The organism is Frankia sp. AiPs1, from assembly GCF_023716945.1.
Taxonomy (GTDB): Bacteria; Actinomycetota; Actinomycetes; order Frankiales; family Frankiaceae; genus Frankia.
Genome location: NZ_JAMQQF010000830.1, coordinates 1 through 1,873 on the forward strand (window position 1 = coordinate 1; position 1,873 = coordinate 1,873).

2 protein-coding genes are annotated in these 1,873 nt (G+C 70.5%); both read right to left on the bottom strand.

The features are described from left to right. Window positions 1–28: 28 nt before the first annotated feature. On the bottom strand, window positions 29–823 hold the full coding sequence (ispD, locus tag ND748_RS31075) for a 2-C-methyl-D-erythritol 4-phosphate cytidylyltransferase (RefSeq protein WP_251749873.1): 795 nt from the start codon (window positions 821–823) through the stop codon (window positions 29–31). Window positions 824–1,097: 274 nt separating this feature from the next. Further along, window positions 1,098–1,580, bottom strand: a complete 483-nt coding sequence (locus tag ND748_RS31080; RefSeq protein ID WP_009741775.1) for a CarD family transcriptional regulator — start codon at window positions 1,578–1,580, stop codon at window positions 1,098–1,100. Window positions 1,581–1,873 lie beyond the last annotated feature (293 nt).

A 1,873-nucleotide genomic window follows, 5' to 3' on the forward strand; every position in this document is an offset into this window, starting at 1 on the left:
CCGTCCGCCGGCTGGGGCGGGTCCGGGCTCACCCGAGGCTCCGGACGTCCGAGCCAGCGCGCACGTCCGCGCCACCGCGCGGGTCGGTCCCCCCGCGGGGGTCCGCGGCCGCACGGGGATCGCCCGGAGCCATCCGGGCAAGCAGCGCCTCGGCGAGTATGAGATCGGGCGGTTGGGTCACCTTGAATGCCTCCTGAGCGCCGGGGATGGTCGTCACCGGCACGCCGAGAGCCTCGACCAGACCGGCATCGTCCGTCGCCGGAGTGTCCGGCAGGGCATACGCGGCGGCGAGCACGTCACGCCGGAATCCCTGCGGGGTCTGCACCGCCCGCAGCCGGTCGCGGGGCGGGGTGCGGATCACCCGGCCGTCCGGGCCGACCTCCTTGACGGTGTCCGTCAGGCCGAGCACGGGGATCACCGCCGGATGCCCGGCCAGCACTGCCGCGACCACCGCGTCGACGAGCGAGGGCGGGGTCAGCGGCCTGGCCGCGTCGTGGACGAGGACGACCGAGACGTCCTCGTCGACCGCGCGCAGGGCTCGGCGGACCGAATCCACCCGCTCCGCGCCGCCGGCGATCACGCGCACGTCCCGCCCGAGCAGTTGTGCCACGACCTCGACCAGAGTTGGCGGTGCCGCCACGACGATCTGCGTCACCGACTCCGAACGCCGCAGCGCCTCGATCGAACGCACCAGCATGGGCCGACCGCCCAGGGCTCGCAGAGCCTTGGGGGTACCTCCGCCCAGCCGCTCACCGCGGCCGGCAGCCGGCACGATCGCCGCGACCCGCGGGCCGGTCGACCGCGACTGGAGACCTTCGCCCATCACCAGACCTCCCGTGTGCCATCCACCACGAGAGCATGGCCTATCCGGCCGACCGGACGCGAGCCGGCCGACCGGTACGCCGATCGGGCGTGCGCAGCCGGATGGGTGCGAGCGCCGCCATCGGACCGCGCCGGCCGGCGAACCCGGCCCACCGGACGACAGGGCGTCCGGAGGGGCCGACCTCCCAGCCGGAAATCATATTCCGGTATTTTTTCGCCGACCGAATGAACCGGCCGACACCCGATCTATTACGACCGGGCTGACAAGGCCTGGATCAGCCGGCGAGAACCTCGTCGAGCATCGCCTCAGCCTTGTCCTCGTTGGTGCCCTCCGCGAGCGCGAGCTCACTGACGAGGATTTGCCGTGCCTTGCTCAACATCCGCTTCTCACCCGCGGAAAGACCGCGCTCGCGATCACGGCGCCACAGATCGCGGACGACCTCGGCAACCTTGTTCACGTCACCGGAGGCGAGCTTTTCGAGATTTGCCTTATAACGCCGGGACCAGTTGGTGGGCTCCTCGGTGTGGGGTGCCCGGAGCACCTCGAACACCCGTTCCAGCCCATCCTGCCCGACGACGTCGCGTACCCCGACCATGCCGACGTTGTCGGCCGGCACCCGGACAGTCAGATCGCCCTGAGCGACCTTCAGCACGAGATAGAGTCTTTCCTCGCCCTTGATGACGCGGGTTTCAATCGCGTCAATGAGAGCAGCACCATGATGCGGGTAAACAACGGTCTCGCCGACTTGGAACGCCATGTGTCACGTGCCCCTTCCGCCTCTACCAGCGTAACACGCACGCATCGCCGCAGGTCAGACGCGCGCTGCAAGCGCAAGGGCCGCAACGCCAAGCCGAGGGGCCCGGCGGAGCCTTCCGGCCACCGTTCGCGACGGCGGACACCGCGCGACCCGGATCCACCCACCGATCCCCCCTCGCCGCGCAACGACACCGAACAGCCCTACCAGGTAAAACGGGCGACAGGTCGACGGATGTTGGCTGCGCGTTGCGCGTGGAATCGCCAGGCGAACGTAGCGCGGACGGACCCCGTCCG